The organism is Mucilaginibacter myungsuensis (assembly GCF_015222005.1).
GTDB lineage: Bacteria > Bacteroidota > Bacteroidia > Sphingobacteriales > Sphingobacteriaceae > Mucilaginibacter > Mucilaginibacter myungsuensis.
Genome location: NZ_JADFFL010000003.1, coordinates 182,500 through 196,440 on the forward strand (window position 1 = coordinate 182,500; position 13,941 = coordinate 196,440).

At 45.4% G+C, this 13,941-nt stretch carries 14 protein-coding genes; 12 read left to right on the top strand and 2 right to left on the bottom strand.

Translation table 11 applies throughout. The annotated features are described in order from the left end of the window. The first annotated feature begins 6 nt into the window (after positions 1 to 6). Complete coding sequence (locus IRJ16_RS08365) at positions 7 to 591, top strand: CAP domain-containing protein (protein WP_194111103.1); 585 nt, start codon at positions 7 to 9, stop codon at positions 589 to 591. A gap of 221 nt (positions 592 to 812) precedes the next feature. On the opposite strand, the gene IRJ16_RS08370 is transcribed toward IRJ16_RS08365, so the two are convergent. Together IRJ16_RS08370 and IRJ16_RS08375 are read right to left on the bottom strand one after the other, a co-directional pair. Continuing rightward, complete coding sequence (locus IRJ16_RS08370; RefSeq protein WP_194111104.1) at positions 813 to 2,774, bottom strand: glycoside hydrolase family 97 protein; 1,962 nt, start codon at positions 2,772 to 2,774, stop codon at positions 813 to 815. 111 nt (positions 2,775 to 2,885) lie between these two features. After that, a complete protein-coding gene (locus IRJ16_RS08375; RefSeq protein WP_194111105.1) occupies positions 2,886 to 3,263 on the bottom strand; it encodes a response regulator in 378 nt (125 codons plus the stop codon). A 279-nt stretch (positions 3,264 to 3,542) separates the two neighbouring features. Between IRJ16_RS08375 and IRJ16_RS08380 the strand changes: the two genes are divergently transcribed. From IRJ16_RS08380 to IRJ16_RS08430, 11 genes are all read left to right on the top strand, one after another. After that, positions 3,543 to 3,923 (top strand): hypothetical protein, encoded by a 381-nt coding sequence (locus IRJ16_RS08380; RefSeq protein ID WP_194111106.1) that lies wholly within the window; start codon positions 3,543 to 3,545, stop codon positions 3,921 to 3,923. A gap of 110 nt (positions 3,924 to 4,033) precedes the next feature. Next, positions 4,034 to 4,687, top strand: a complete 654-nt coding sequence (locus IRJ16_RS08385) for a hypothetical protein (protein ID WP_194111107.1) — start codon at positions 4,034 to 4,036, stop codon at positions 4,685 to 4,687. Beyond that, positions 4,668 to 5,462, top strand: coding sequence for a sensor histidine kinase (locus tag IRJ16_RS08390; protein ID WP_194111108.1), 795 nt, complete (start codon positions 4,668 to 4,670; stop codon positions 5,460 to 5,462). Before IRJ16_RS08385 ends, IRJ16_RS08390 begins: the two co-directional genes overlap by 20 nt. Before the next feature lie 3 nt (positions 5,463 to 5,465). Next, the gene (locus IRJ16_RS08395) at positions 5,466 to 6,137 is read left to right on the top strand and encodes a response regulator transcription factor (RefSeq protein ID WP_194111109.1); all 672 of its coding nucleotides are present in this window, start codon (positions 5,466 to 5,468) and stop codon (positions 6,135 to 6,137) included. A 184-nt stretch (positions 6,138 to 6,321) separates the two neighbouring features. Further along, on the top strand, positions 6,322 to 6,579 hold the full coding sequence (locus tag IRJ16_RS08400) for a hypothetical protein (protein ID WP_194111110.1): 258 nt from the start codon (positions 6,322 to 6,324) through the stop codon (positions 6,577 to 6,579). Positions 6,580 to 6,597: 18 nt separating this feature from the next. Continuing rightward, positions 6,598 to 6,870, top strand: a complete 273-nt coding sequence (locus IRJ16_RS08405) for a hypothetical protein (protein WP_194111111.1) — start codon at positions 6,598 to 6,600, stop codon at positions 6,868 to 6,870. A 154-nt stretch (positions 6,871 to 7,024) separates the two neighbouring features. After that, complete coding sequence (locus IRJ16_RS08410; protein ID WP_194111112.1) at positions 7,025 to 8,167, top strand: sensor histidine kinase; 1,143 nt, start codon at positions 7,025 to 7,027, stop codon at positions 8,165 to 8,167. Further along, a complete protein-coding gene (locus tag IRJ16_RS08415) occupies positions 8,168 to 8,932 on the top strand; it encodes a LytR/AlgR family response regulator transcription factor (protein WP_194111113.1) in 765 nt (254 codons plus the stop codon). Positions 8,933 to 8,986: 54 nt separating this feature from the next. Then, a complete protein-coding gene (locus tag IRJ16_RS08420) occupies positions 8,987 to 9,940 on the top strand; it encodes a hypothetical protein (protein ID WP_228079951.1) in 954 nt (317 codons plus the stop codon). Between the two features lie 88 nt (positions 9,941 to 10,028). Next, the gene (locus tag IRJ16_RS08425) at positions 10,029 to 12,902 is read left to right on the top strand and encodes a TonB-dependent receptor (protein ID WP_194111114.1); all 2,874 of its coding nucleotides are present in this window, start codon (positions 10,029 to 10,031) and stop codon (positions 12,900 to 12,902) included. Between the two features lie 259 nt (positions 12,903 to 13,161). Beyond that, positions 13,162 to 13,929, top strand: coding sequence for an ROK family protein (locus IRJ16_RS08430; RefSeq protein ID WP_194111115.1), 768 nt, complete (start codon positions 13,162 to 13,164; stop codon positions 13,927 to 13,929). The last annotated feature ends 12 nt before the right edge of the window (positions 13,930 to 13,941 follow it).

The window sequence follows — 13,941 nt, forward strand, 5'->3', positions numbered from 1 at the left end:
CGATGTATGAGAGAGATGTTACGTAAAGGATCGTTATTGATATTATTGCTACTGACCGTAGCCACTGCCCGCCCGCAAGATCCGGAAATATCGGGCGAGGAATTCAAGTCCGAGTTTTTGAGATATATTAACGGTGTGCGCAAAGTAGGCTGCAATTGCGGCAAAAAATATTATCCCCCTGCCCCACCCATCACTTGGAACCCATTGCTGCAAAAAGCCGCTTTTGGCCATGCAAGGGACATGAATGATAAACGCTATTTCGGTCACGACAGTAGGGATGGCCGCTCTATCATGACCCGCATCGTTCAGGCCGGTTACTATTTTAAAGGTTTTCAGGATTTCACCATCGGCGAAAACATTGCCCGCGGTCAACAAAGCATCCGCGAGGTAATGACAGCCTGGTTCCAAAGCGAAGGTCATTGCAAAAACCTGATGAACCCGAAGTTTAAAGAAGTAGGTGTGGTGCAGTATAACGATTATTGGGTACAGGATTTCGGTGGCAGGACACCATTCTCAGCCGAGGTACAAAAGATGTTAGAGAGTGGCAAAGCGAAGATCGTTGCCGGCACGGCGAAGACATGGCATGATTAAGATGTGTAAATCCCTCCTTGGGGAGGGGTGCGGTTAGCTTGTGTTGAAATGGCAGGGAGGGGTTGGTCGACTTGCTTTGAGGGTAAGCCCCTCCCTGCTATCGCTCATTCCAAACGCGCCCCTCCCGAGGAGGGATCAGAAAAACACATCAATAAAAAATAAGAACGCCCGACATTCCACATGCCGGGCGTTCTCACTTTTGAATTTTAACTTTTCAATTCTTACTTCAATTCCGCTGCAAAGCCACCGTTCCGTGCCATTTTCACGGTGAACTTATCGCCCGCTTTAACCTGGATGGTTTTTTTGCGGTAGTCCATCGCTTGGCGGTCGGCATTGATGCCATCTTCAAAATAGTTCATGGTGTAGGTTTTACCTTTTTCTAAGAAATCAAAGCTGATCTCGGCCGACTTCTCTTTGCTGTTGGTCAAACCACCAATAAACCATTTATCAGCCTTGCGTTTAGCAACCACTATAACCTGGCCAACCTCGGCCGCAAGGGCTTTAGTTTCGTCCCAGGTGGTTGGTACGCTGCTGATGAATTGGGTACAATCAGGGTTACGATAGTATAGTGTTGGGTTATCGGCCAACATTTGCACACCGCTTTCAAACACCACATACATCGCTAACTGGCCAACACGTGTACCTATCCCGGCGGCGTTAGGCCTTTCGGCGCGGTAAACATTAGGCTGATAATTGATCATAGCGCCCGGTGTAAAATCCATCGGGCCTACCGCGTTACGCATAAACGGCAGGTAAATGCTATTTTCGGGCGTGGTGCCGCCCATTTGTTCTAAGCCCCTTACACCTTCGTAAGACAGTAGGTTAGGATATTTATACTCCAGACCTGATGGTTTAAACGCGCCATGGAAATCCACAAACACCTGATGTTTGGCGGCTTCTTTAACTACATTCTCGTAATAATTCACCATCCATTGGTCACTGCGGTCCATAAAATCTATCTTGACACCTTTAATACCCCATTCTTTAAAAGTCTTGAACAGGTCCATGTTATTATGCACGGTCAGCCAGGTCAGCCAAAGGATGATATCTACGTTCTTGGTCTTACCGTAACGGATCAGTTCTTTCACGTCTACCTTAAGGTTCGGGGTGTATGGATCCTCGATAGTTTTAGCCCAACCCTCGTCCATCACAATGTACTTGATGCCATATTTAGAGGCAAAATCGATATAGTATTTGTAGGTTTCCAGATTGTAGCCCGATACAAAGTTCACATCCGGTCCGTAAGGGGACGCATCATTCCACCACTCCCAACTGGCTTGGCCGGGTTTGATCCAACTTGGATCGGCTATAACGCTTTTAGCCGCCAATTTTAAGGTCATCGTATTCTCGATGATCTGTTTATCATCCTTGGTGATCAGGAAATAGCGCCACGGGAAAGTGCGTGTACCTTTAGTTTTGGCAATGTAATCGGCTACTTTTGTAAACTTTAAACTACGGTCGCCATCCGGACCAAATTCCAGCGGCTGTTTAGGGAAAGTGCCTTCGCCACCGTTGTTACCCGTGCTTTTAAGGAACATGCCCGGGTAGTCGGACAGATCCGACTCGCTGATCAGTATTTTGTATTGGTTCTTAGTATCGATCAGTACCGGCAAGGTCGACATTTTGTCGGCCGCCTTCCAGGTAGATGCCGGGATGTGCGTATAACGTTCTTCGTATGAAGTTTTAAAACCATTGGCTTGTTGTAAATGCAACAAGTAATCACCAGGGAAATTAACAGTAAAGTCTTCGTTCATTACTTCAATATCACCTTTTTTGCTCGTGATAAAACGGTAAGCGACACCATCGTCAAAAGCACGGAACTCAACTTGATAATCGCCCTTAAAGGTCAGCAATAGAGAGTTGTAAACATTACGTACAGTCGAGTATTTAAGTGACACATACGGTTTAATGGTCTCGTCGCCTTTACCTTTTTTTGTACCGCTTAGTTTAGGATTAGCGCCCAGGGTAAGGCCGCCGGGTAATTCTAAAGCGAGATGATTTTTAGTGAACAGATCTTTCCCCCCGCCGCTGATGGTGTAATAGATCTTGTCGGCCAGGCTCACGGATACTTTAAGCTCGCCATTGGGCGATGCCAGATCGATAGCTTTGCCTTGCGCGTACACCTGTACGGTGCATCCAAAAAGCACGAGGGCGCAGCATAACAATTTACTGATAAGCTTCATTTGTTTTTTCTTTGGTTTAAAATGATATGGCTTAAAAGTAAGTGTTTTTACCTGCTTTTGAAGCATGACCGCAGCAAATAATAAGGGAACGTTTGCAAAGCCAACCTCCCCTTACGATGCCATCAAATACTCCATGCGCGATGCCAGCACGGTCATATCCAACGGTTTAATAAAAAGCGCGTCGCACTTAAAAACATCGGCATTGGTCCTGCGGCTTTTATATGATGTTACCACAATAATAGGCACGCGCTGTAGTTCAGGGTCTTCGCGCAGATCCCAGCAAATGTTGACGCAATCATTATCCAGCAGCAGGTAGTCCAGCAGGATCACGTCGGGCTTTTTATCCTGTGCTTTTTGGTGCACGCTGTAAGGGTCATAGATCAGGGATACATCCCAATCCTCGTATATCAGCATCTCGTCTACCACGCTGCGGATGCGGTTATTGCGGTCCAATACCAATATCTTTTTCTGTTTGCTGATGATCTGCATAAGCTTTGTTTTTTTGATGATGCTTAAAGTTGAGCTTAGTTGTGGCACATCTATCCCGAGTGTCGACCAAAAACCAATTTGCACCGATAGACGGCGTGATTAGCGTAATTGTTACAGATTGGCTACAGATTTGGGCTATAACAACTTATGGTTGTCGGCATTAACTTAAGTGTTTGTTCATTTTGTTCATTCCGTTCATTGTGCTTACTTAGTTGCTAACTATTGCGGCCGATAAATAAATTGGAGCAAACAAAAAACACATATACACTGAACTAAATTATGGCAAATTCACAATTACCTCCGGGTTCAAAGGGAACCATCTCTATTCCATTGGCACAACACGAAGTTACGGCATGGCAAACCTATGCTGCTAATACTGATATCGTAGCCCAATCGTTCCATTTTTCGATCGATACGTTCGATAACATTAAGACCTACACCCCCGAAGCCGACGGCGTACGCATGTATTTGGCTTTACGGGCCGAGAACGACCCAACATCGATCACTTTATTATTGGTACCTACTGTTAATGGTAAAGATATCGTGACCTTGCCGGCGCCGGGAACAGTTGGCGGCGACGATGACACCAATATTTATAATTACGCTGCTACTTGCCCGCCATACTGTAAACCACCTGAGGAGTGGTTGACCAACGTATAAAAAGCGTTTAAATAGCATAAAACGGAATAATTTTGCTCTTTAACAGCTCTATTATTCCGTTTTTAAGTTTAATTACTTTATTTTGGAAAGCGATCGAAACCCCCTTTCCTGTGTTTGACTACTACAGTTATTATTTTACAACATTTATTGTAATATGGAGCGTTATTATCCCCATTGCGGTGGGGGCATACCGCTTTAAACATAAACCGGCCCCATCTAAAGCGTTATATTATTTCCTGCTTTATTCGGGGATGTGCGATATTATCCTTAGTGTATTGAACGATTTCGGGTTTAATACTGTACCGGGTTTGCACTTTTATACCGTAGGCGAATTTTTTTTACTGTCGTTCTTTTTTAAGCTGTTATTTAACAAAATAAAAAAAACCAGGGTTATTTATATATTATGTGGCTTGTTCATCATTTTAGCTGCAATTAACCTGGCGTTCTTTCAGCCCTTATACACCTTTAGTACCTATACGCGGTCGTTAGAGGCTTTGCTAATGATCGCTTATTGTTTTGTTTATTTTGAGAATGAGAGTCGTATTAAGCAACCCTTACGTTGGGAAAAAAAGCCGAATAACTGGTTCGTGACCGGATTATTAGCGTATTTTGGTGGCGCTTTCTTTTTCTTTTTGTTCTCTAATGTGATCACCACGTTACCCAATATTACCCAACAGTTGATATGGGACATACATGGTGTTTGCCAAACAGCGATGTATATTTTAATAGCGATAGGATACCGACATGAGCGCCGTAACGGATAACATCTTCTTTTTAGTATTTGCTGGCACCGGTGGCGCGTTTTTACTGGTGATAGCCTTTATTGCCCTGCATATGCGCAACCAGAACCACTTGCTGCAAGAGCGAGAAATGGCTCAGGAAAAAGAGATAGAACATCAAAAGAACTTGCTATCAACGGTCATTAGATCGCAGGAAGCCGAACGTAAACGCATAGGTCAGGACCTTCATGATGATGTTGGCGCGGCTCTGTCGCGCTTACGTTTAAAGGTGGATATGTTTAATGCGGCCGATATTACGCCAATGGATTTTAAAGCCTTTGCCCAAAGCTGCAAGCAAGAGATAGACCATATCGTTACCGACGTTAGGCACATATCGCACAATTTAAGTCCGCCGCGTTTGGCGTTGTTCGGGCTTAATGCTGCGTTAGAAGATCTTACCGATGTCATACCCCGTTCGGGACTTAAGCTACTGCTGGATAACCAGGCTATGGATACCATCGGTCACCTGGATCTTACCATCGCTACGGCCTTGTACCGCATATTTGAGGAACTGATACAAAACACCATCAAGCATGCGGCGGCAAGCAGCATCCGAATTAATATTTATACCGAGGCCGGTAAACTGGTTTTGGGGTATGCCGACGATGGTATTGGCCTTAACTCTGCCGACCCTAAAAAGGCTGGTATGGGTATGCAAAACATGGAGAGCCGTTTAAGCATGATCAACGCTACGTACCGCTTGGGCGAGGCCGATCAGCGCGGTTTTTCTATTCATATCACTTGCCCTTTAGCGCTTTAATACATGGCAGAAAGTACCGGAAATATCGGCATTGCTATAGTTGATGACCAGCACCTGTTCAGGCAGAGCCTGGCTTTATTGATCACTACGGTTGATGGCTTAGACCTAATTACCGATGCTGCTAACGGGCAGGAACTGGCCGACCGCCTGCCGGATATCCACCAACAGATAAACGTAGCCCTGGTAGATCTGGACATGCCGGTAATGAACGGCGTACAACTGAATAAGCTGCTGCAAAAAGACTATCCCAATATCAACGTCATTATTCTATCGGTACATACCGAGGAGCGCATTATTGCCCAGATGATGGAGGAAGGCGCATCGGCCTGTTTGGCTAAGAACTGCGATAAGGACGAGTTGGTGCTAGCTATAGAGACCGTTCATAAAACGGGCTACTACATGAATCCGGCAGTATTGAACGCGCTGAAATACGCATCGCAAAACAAGAACATTTCTTTTAAACCCAAAGATCACTCCCAATTGCTCACCCCGCGCGAGCAGCAGGTTCTGGAGCTGATCTGCCAGGAATTGACCAATCCCGAAATAGCCGAAAAGCTCTTCATCAGCGTTCGTACGGTTGAAGGGCATCGCACCAAACTGCTGGAAAAAACGGGTTGCCAAACTACTGCCGGTTTGGTCATCTTCGCTATCAAGAACAAACTGATCGAAGTTTAGGACCCGCCCGATCCGATCAAAGCACGTATTTACACCTGATATTAAAACACGTATTTATACGTGTAGGTAAACTCAATTGCGGCATCTAATTTTATAGTGCAGACAGGTTGGGTCCCCTCCCGCCGTCGGCACAGAACTACACTACCGAAACTTGCTGAAAAATAAACCATTAAGATCTATTGCCGTGAACAGAACCTTTGTGAGTAAACAGATCAAATTAGAGATACTGACCGTTTGCGATGCACCTATATCTCAGCCCGATAATCTTATTGACAGTATTCAATTATCGCTTTTAGGCTACGATGAATACGAGGGATGGTGCCGCCAATTAGAGACCCGCCTGCAACAGATAGCCGTACAATATCACACCGGCAAACAAATACTGCAAGGTGATATTACGGCCAACATCACTGTAGACCAATGCATCAACATGGTAGTTTAAGCTTTGCTATTGATATCTATGGCACGTTACGAAACAAGCCAACTCGAAAAACTAAAAGCCGAACTGCTTAACCATTGCGGCATCCGCGAGATCATGCCGTCGGACTGCAAGCGGCTATCGGCAGATATTTATGCCAAAACGCATTTACAGGTGAGCGAGACCACCATTAAGCGTGTTTATGGCTTCGCCTGTACTGAATTTATGCCCTCTACATTTACCATTACCGCCATGGCCCGCTACTGCGGCTACCACGGCTGGAATAACTTTATTGAACATAATAGCCGGGCCTGATGCCGGCTATTATGCTGATGATCATCCTCACCTATCCTCTTAATACCTTATCGCCTAAAACTGTTATCGCAAAAAAAGGCGGTTTTGTCTAATTATATGCCCCCCTCGTCGCATATCTGTAACGGGTAATTTATTATGCCCTACTTTTATCTTAATGGCATTTAAAAAATTATTCTCGAGCAAATATCTGGTGGTTGCAATGCACGTGGTGTTTTGGACCCTGATCATCATATCGCCCTACCTGTTCCGCAACCCAACCACCTGGAAAGGGTTTAACGCGTGGCACTATCGGGGCATGGCTAACAATGCAATGCTGGCCGGACTGTTTTACCTTAACGCGTATTACCTGTATCCGGTATTGTATAAAAAGCGGAAGCAACTGGCACTGTATGTGGTATCGCTGGTGGCCATTGTTGCGGGTATCATCTTCTTCCTTAAATATCTGGACCATCTGCTTTACCCGAATTTTGAGCGGCCAAAAATCGGTGCCGATATGCATGGCAAAGGCGAAGGTGGCGGCATGCGCCGTTTTGGTCCGGGTGGTCCTGGTGGTCGCGGACGCGAAGGTTTCAGGGGTGGTAGCCCAATGTTCCTATGGTGGTACTTTACTAATATGATCACTTACATATTTGTGATCGGTATCAGCATCAGCTATCGCATCATCATTGATAACTCTAAACTGGAGAAGATCCGTAAAGAGCGCGAGAACGAAAACCTGCGTTCGGAGCTGACCTTCCTGCGTTCGCAGGTGAGCCCGCACTTTATTTTCAACATATTAAATAATATGGTGTCGCTGGCCCGCAAGAAGTCGGACATGCTGGAACCATCACTTATCGAGCTGTCAAAATTGATGCGTTACATGCTGTATGAGAACGATGAAGAGCGCGTTTCTTTAGCCCGCGAGGTGGAGTATCTTAAAAGTTACATCGCTTTACAGCACCTGCGCTTTGGCGACGATGTAACAATTGTGTTCAACCCTCCCGAAGACATAAATGCTTACTATCTTGAGCCAATGTTACTGGTGCCCTTTGTGGAGAACGCTTTTAAACACGGCGTGGGCATGGTAGAGGACCCTCATATCAACATTGTTTTGGATGTGGACCGCACCTCCGGATGGCTTGATTTTAAGGTGATGAACGCCATTGCCCCGCAACAGCACACCAAAGACAAAAGCTCGGGAATAGGGCTTGCCAATGTACGCCGAAGACTTGAATTATTATACAATAACGATTACGCGCTGGATATCAGACAGAGCGACAATATTTTTATTGCCGAACTGAAAATTAAACTGAAATAGATGGTACGCTGTTTAGTGGTTGATGACGAGAAGCTTGCACGTGAGCTGATGGAGGATAACGTATCTAAAGTACCTTATCTGAAATTACAGGGCACCTGCAAAAACGCCATGGAAGCGATGGAGTTCCTGCGCAGAGAACCTGTGGACCTGATATTTTTAGACATACAGATGCCGGGCATATCGGGCGTACAGTTCTTGAACAGCTTGAGCAACCCGCCTATGGTAATAATGGTTACCGCCTATGACAATTACGCGCTGGAAGGCTTTAACCTGGATGTGGTTGACTACATCCTTAAACCTTTCTCTTTTGAGCGGTTCTTAAAAGCAGTGAACAAGGCATACGAACTGATCAGCCTGCGTCAGCAAAAAGATAACGGCAGCGCAACGCAAACCGTCGCGGCACCGACGGCAGAGGCGGTACAAGTGGCGCCGGCTAAAACAGACCCTGATTACCTGTTCGTTAATGCCGATTATTCAGTAGTGCGGATAAACATACCCGATATTACTTATGTAGAGGGTTTGAAAGACTATATCAAGATCTACCTTAAAAGTAGCGACAAAGCGGTGATTACCCGCCTGAGCATGCGCTTTATGGAAGAAAAACTACCCGAAGCAACATTTGCCCGGGTGCATAAGTCTTATATCGTAGCACTGGATAAGGTGACAGCATTTAAAAAGAACCGTTTAATGATCGGGCAGACCGAGATACCGTTAAGCGATAATTATAAAGACAAAGTATTGGCGTACATAGGGCATGATGAATAAGAGGACCAAAAGCACCAATAATTAACAACCAATAAAATACCCTAAAATACAAATATGATGAATAAGAGAGCAGCAATATTAGCCAAAGTTGGGCTGAACGCCCTGCTGATAGCGGCCACAGGTATGGTGTACGGACAAAAATTGCCGTCGACCCAGGAGGCCAGCGTTTGGGCGCCGGTAGGTGTTAAGGTAGATGGCAAACTGACGGAGTGGAACCCCGATCCTTTGAGCAAACTTGACGGCTTTGGTAAAGCCGAAGGCAAGCTTGAGGATGTGAACAGCTATTTTAAAGCCTTAAATAAAACGGTGAATGTTTACTATACCATGTCTAACGACGAGAATAACTTATATCTGGTAGTAAAATCGGCCATCGATCAAAATAACATGAAGATAATGGCAGGCGGTATTACCCTGGCCATTAATACCAATGGTAAAAAGAACGAAAAAGACGCCTACTCGGTAACCTTCCCTATCGTTAACCGCGGCGCGGGCCGTGGTCAGCGGCCGCAAGGTGCCGGTGGTGGCCAACGTGGTGGCGGTGGTCAAGGTGGCGGCGGTGGCCAGCGCCAGGCGCCAGATTCGGCACAGATCGCAGAAATGCGTAAACAGCAGATCGCCAATATTAAAGATCTGCGTGTATTAGGTTTTAAAGAGATCACCGATACCCTGGTGTCTATATACAACGAGTACGGCATTAAAGCAGCCGCTAATTTTGACGAGAAAGGCTTATTATTTTACGAGCTATCTATCCCGTTAAAATTAATGGGCATTGCCCCGGGTGCTAAAGAGTTTGCTTACAACATCAAAGCTAACGGACTGACCTTTGGTCCGCAGGGTGGCCCCGGCGGCCCTCCGGGCGGCGGCGGTGGCTTCGGCGGTAACCGTGGCGGCGGTGGCGGCTTCGGCGGCGGTCGTGGTGGCGGCGGCGGTGGCGGCGGCTTCAACATGCAGGACATGATGTCGGCTACCGATTTTTGGGGCAAATACACGCTTGCAAAAAAGCAGTAACAATTTAACTATTCAATACTCTTAATACTTTGGTGCCTGCCCAAACAGCAGGCGCCAAAAACCTTATCGCTTTTTAATAACATCACTCATGAAAAAACTATTCCTTATAACTATCATGCTTTTCTGCGGAGGCTTTATATTCGCGCAGACCATACCGCCACCGGTGGTGACACCTGCAGCCCCGAGACCGGCAACTCCTCAACGTAATAGCAATTTACCTCCTCCTGCAGCTGTACGCACGGTGAGTGGTATCGTAAAAGATTCAACCGACTCTACCCTACCGGGCGCTGTTGTAAAGCTGGTATCGGCAAAAGATACTTTAAGTACCTCTACTAACGTTGATGGTATCTTCATCTTCAAAAATGTTAAAGAAGCTACTTTCACGCTTACCGTATCAAGTTTGGGATACCGTACCCAAATAAAAAAGCTTTTAAATAACGACGTACCTACCCGTCTAACATTAGACCCCGTGGTACTGAAATCCGAATCGAAACAACTGAACGAGGTGGTGATCAATGGTACGCCGAGCATCGTTTATAAAGTAGATACAGTTGAGTATCGCGCGAGCGATTACAAAGTACGCCCTAACGCCACTTTGGACGAATTGCTGAAAAAGATGGAAGGCATGGAGGTAGCATCCGATGGTAGCAGCGTTACCCACAACGGCGAAGCGATCACCAGCGTAAAACTGAACGGCAAGACCTACGCCGGTGGCGACGTGAAACAAGTTATAACCAATATACCCGCCGAGATATTGGAAAAAGTACAGGTAGTTGATGACTACGGTGATATGGCCGCGAAGACCGGTGTAAAGTCAGGCGAACCCAGAAAGATCCTTAACGTGACCACTAAACCCGACCGATCTATTGGCACTAACGGCCGTCTTACAGGGCAGGGCGGTAACAACGACCGGTACCGGGGCGAAATATATGTTAACCGTATAAACGCTAATCAAAACATCACACTTATTGGCAACACCAGCCGTACAGTTAATGTGGGCACTAACCCCGGTACACAGCGCCAGTTCTCGCCCAATATATCTTATCGCGATCAGTTTGGCCCCAAGGTGCAGATAAACACTAATGCGCGTTACAACGGTAATAATAACCAGTCTATCAATCAATCTAACGGTATAACCCGCACAAATGGTAACCAGGATACAGGTAATGGTACAGCAACTTTTACTAGTAGCGGTAGCCAGGAATCTGTATCGAATAACGGAGGTGCCAATTTTGAGATAGAGTACAATATAGACAGCGCTAACTTTTTGCAGGTCCGCCCCGATTACAGCTATTCAACCAGCGAAAGTTTTAACAATTCTTTCGAAGACCGTACCACTGTATTTCAAAAAGGCAACCCTGAACACAGGATATCTTCAGGAACCAACACCAGCAAATCACCATCTAACAACATAGGTACTTCTGTCAATTTCTTACATACATTCAAAAAACCTAAGCGTTTTTTCTCTGTACAAGGTGATGTATCCCGCGAGGTATCCAACTCTGATGGCGAAACCAACAGGAAGTTAACATTTTATGACATCTTTAACCAACCAATACCCCTTATCAGTAATCCGGCACTCACCGATTCATTGATATACTTACTAAATGAGCGTAACAACGTAAGAAACGTCCTTCGAGTAAGCTCTACTTACTCTGAACCTTTGGGGCAGTACTCGCAATTAGAGTTGAACGGACAGGTAAATCGCAGGAATAACAACAGCTTGAGTACTTCTAATGGTATCGTAGATTCATTAAATGGAACGATAGGACTGCTTGACCGGTTGACCAACCAATACGATTTCACCACTACCGAAACCCGGTTAAGTTTAAATTACCGTTATCAGGGTACTAAAGTAAATTTGTCGTTAGGTACCACTTTCGTTCCATATACCCTCAACGGCACCAAACTGGATCAGAATATACAGCAAGATGCCAATACCAACCGTAGTTTTTTTAGGGTGTTGCCTATTTTCCGTTTTTCTTATTCATGGTCGCGTACACAACGTTTTACGTTAAATTATAACGGTAGCTATTCTGATGTTAACTTCACCCAGATACAACCATTTGTTGACAGAACGGATATCAATAATATAGTTATAGGAAACCCTAACCTTAAGCCGTCCTTTACTAACGTATTCAGCGTGTCGTACAATAACTACTTTCCTAACTCCAGATTTAACATCTCTTACAACGGAGACGCGAGGTTCTATTCAGACCAAACTGTCAGTAATACCTATTTGATTGTCCTGCCAGGTACTTCAGCCGGCCGCCGCTCATATAACGAGCAGTATTTTGTGAACATAAGCGGAGCCAGAAGTTTTGGGGGTAGATACAGCGTATCAAAGCAATTAGCCGACCGAAGATATAATTTGATGCTTAATGGTAATCTGGGCTACGATTACCGTATCGCTATGAATGCCGGTGAGCGCTACCACGTAACCGAGTGGAATTTTGGCGAGCGTTTTGGCCCGCGTATCAACCCTGTTGATGCTGTAGAAATCAACCCCTTCCTCGGCACAAGTTTAAGACGTACATATTCTACCCTGGGCGATGGTTTATATAGCAGTGCGGTTACTCATTCTTTGGGTCTCGAGGGCAGTTTTTATTTCCTAAAAACATACAGGGTACGCTATGATGCCAGCAAAAACCTGACCACACAAATATCTAATGGCTTACCTAATAATAATAATAGCCCGCTGATCATTAATGGCGGCGTCCAAAAAGAATTTGGCGCTAAACGTCAATTTACCGTAACTTTTGATGTGTATGACCTTTTAAAACAGAATAACTTTTTACGCCAAAACCTTACAGAGACCGGCGTTACCAACAGTTTGGTTAGTACCGATAGCCGTTACTTCCTGTTGGGTTTCCGTCTTAACTTGCAAAAATGGAGCGGTTCGCCAAAACGTAACGGCCAAAATATGCAACGCCGTGGCGATGGTAGCTTTATTTATAAATAGTGATCGGTTAAATAGTTAACCAGTGATCAGTTTAACCAGTGACCGGACAAAAGAAGGCGGGTTAATTGATCACTAATAAACCGGTCACAGTTAGCCGACCAACATATCACCGACAAAAAGAGCGTCATGTTAAACACATGGCGCTCTTTTTTTGTAACTACATGGTAATTTAACGCAACGGTAATTTAGGTTATCGTGATATAATGTTCATATTTGTTTATGGGGCTTCGCAACCCCGTCAGTCTATATCCCTAAAACAATGAAAAAACAAACCGGCGAAGTAAGTATCCTTTCCATCGATATCGGCGGATCTAACGTAAAAGCTACCATCTTGAACAAACAAGGTCAGCTGACCATGGAGTATGATAAGATCGAGACCCCCATGCCATCTACACCAAAGAACATGATGGAGGCGATCAAGAAACTGGTCAAGAAGTTCCCCAATTTCGATAACATTTCCGTCGGCTTCCCCGGCTTCGTGAAGAACGGTGTAGTGATGACCGCACCTAACCTGGGAAATAAGGCTTGGGAAAAATTCGACTTGCAGGATGCGTTAAGCAAAGAATTTGGCAAGCCTGCCCGCGTAGTGAACGATGCCGACATGGCCGGCCTTGGTGTAGTGAACGGTAAAGGATTGGAAATGGTGATCACCCTGGGTACCGGCTTCGGCACGGCGCTTTTGCAGGATGGTGTATTGCTGCCTCACCTGGAAATATCGCACCACCCCATCGCTAAAGGACAAGGTTACGATGATTACATCGGCGACCGTGCCCTGGACGACATTGGCGAGAAGAAATGGAACAAACGCATGAAGAAGGTTTTTGAAGTTTTAAAAACTGTATTCAATTACGACTCTTTATACATAGGCGGGGGCAACGCCCGCAAACTGACATTCAAACTGGACAGTAACATGAAGCTGGTGACCAACGAGGAGGGCATTAAAGGCGGCGCACGCCTTTGGAATGGCGACCATATACAGGGCATCAACGCGGTTATTGACTCAGATAAGAAGGTCGTGAAAAAATAAATACATCTACAT

Bases quoted from the DNA above. Each gene is read 5' to 3' on its own strand.
- IRJ16_RS08395 (WP_194111109.1), top strand. From the start codon at position 5,466: ATGGCAGAAAGTACCGGAAATATCGGCATTGCTATAGTTGATGACCAG.
- IRJ16_RS08375 (WP_194111105.1), bottom strand. From the start codon at position 3,263: ATGCAGATCATCAGCAAACAGAAAAAGATATTGGTATTGGACCGCAAT.
- IRJ16_RS08430 (WP_194111115.1), top strand. From the start codon at position 13,162: ATGAAAAAACAAACCGGCGAAGTAAGTATCCTTTCCATCGATATCGGC.
- IRJ16_RS08390 (WP_194111108.1), top strand. From the start codon at position 4,668: ATGAGCGCCGTAACGGATAACATCTTCTTTTTAGTATTTGCTGGCACC.
- IRJ16_RS08420 (WP_228079951.1), top strand. From the start codon at position 8,987: ATGATGAATAAGAGAGCAGCAATATTAGCCAAAGTTGGGCTGAACGCC.
- IRJ16_RS08425 (WP_194111114.1), top strand. From the start codon at position 10,029: ATGAAAAAACTATTCCTTATAACTATCATGCTTTTCTGCGGAGGCTTT.
- IRJ16_RS08405 (WP_194111111.1), top strand. From the start codon at position 6,598: ATGGCACGTTACGAAACAAGCCAACTCGAAAAACTAAAAGCCGAACTG.
- IRJ16_RS08380 (WP_194111106.1), top strand. From the start codon at position 3,543: ATGGCAAATTCACAATTACCTCCGGGTTCAAAGGGAACCATCTCTATT.
- IRJ16_RS08410 (WP_194111112.1), top strand. From the start codon at position 7,025: ATGGCATTTAAAAAATTATTCTCGAGCAAATATCTGGTGGTTGCAATG.
- IRJ16_RS08365 (WP_194111103.1), top strand. From the start codon at position 7: ATGAGAGAGATGTTACGTAAAGGATCGTTATTGATATTATTGCTACTG.
- IRJ16_RS08415 (WP_194111113.1), top strand. From the start codon at position 8,168: ATGGTACGCTGTTTAGTGGTTGATGACGAGAAGCTTGCACGTGAGCTG.
- IRJ16_RS08370 (WP_194111104.1), bottom strand. From the start codon at position 2,774: ATGAAGCTTATCAGTAAATTGTTATGCTGCGCCCTCGTGCTTTTTGGA.